Source organism: Lacisediminihabitans profunda (assembly GCF_008040105.1).
In the GTDB taxonomy this organism is placed as follows: Bacteria; Actinomycetota; Actinomycetes; order Actinomycetales; family Microbacteriaceae; genus Lacisediminihabitans; species Lacisediminihabitans profunda.
Window position 1 is genome coordinate 1 of the sequence record NZ_VRMG01000021.1, and the last position, 530, is coordinate 530.

The following is a 530-nucleotide window of genomic DNA, read 5'->3' on the forward strand; positions in this document are numbered from 1 at the left end:
GGACCGGTTTCGCCTATCTGAGCGGCAGCCCGGTGGCCTGGTCGAGATAGGCCAGGCGCGGCATCCGGTAGCGGGCCAGGATCTGCTCGACCGTGGAGCGAGCGACGTGCAGGTGGTAGCCGATGCGGTGTGGTCCCCACCGGCGGGTGAACCGCAGCGCCACGATCCGCCTCTCAAGCCGCCTGCTGGTCTGGTTCGGGGACCGGTGCGGACGCGAGGACAGGTCCGTCATCGGCAGGCCAGCACGAAAGCGGGTCACCCACTTCGATGCGGTCGCCGGCGAGACCTGGAATCGCTCCGCGGCCCGGCGCACCGGCCAACCCTGATCGACAATGAGACTGGCCAGACGAAGACGCCCCACCGGCGTCAAAGGAGCATTAACGTGAGTCACGAAGACCTCCGGGTAATCGAGAGTGAGTGTGGTAACCCACTTCGATACCGGAGGTCTTCACCAATCGTCTCACGCCACGCTGATCACAACGTCCCTGGGAACTACAGCTAGTACCCGACCACGGGGCCGAAGTGCTCGG

At 65.7% G+C, this 530-nt stretch carries 1 pseudogene; it reads right to left on the reverse strand.

The window, feature by feature from the left end:
• Nucleotides 1-16: 16 nt before the first annotated feature.
• A pseudogene (locus FVP33_RS18770) lies at nt 17-391 on the reverse strand (helix-turn-helix domain-containing protein); the annotation flags it as partial.
• Between the last annotated feature and the right edge of the window lie 139 nt (nt 392-530).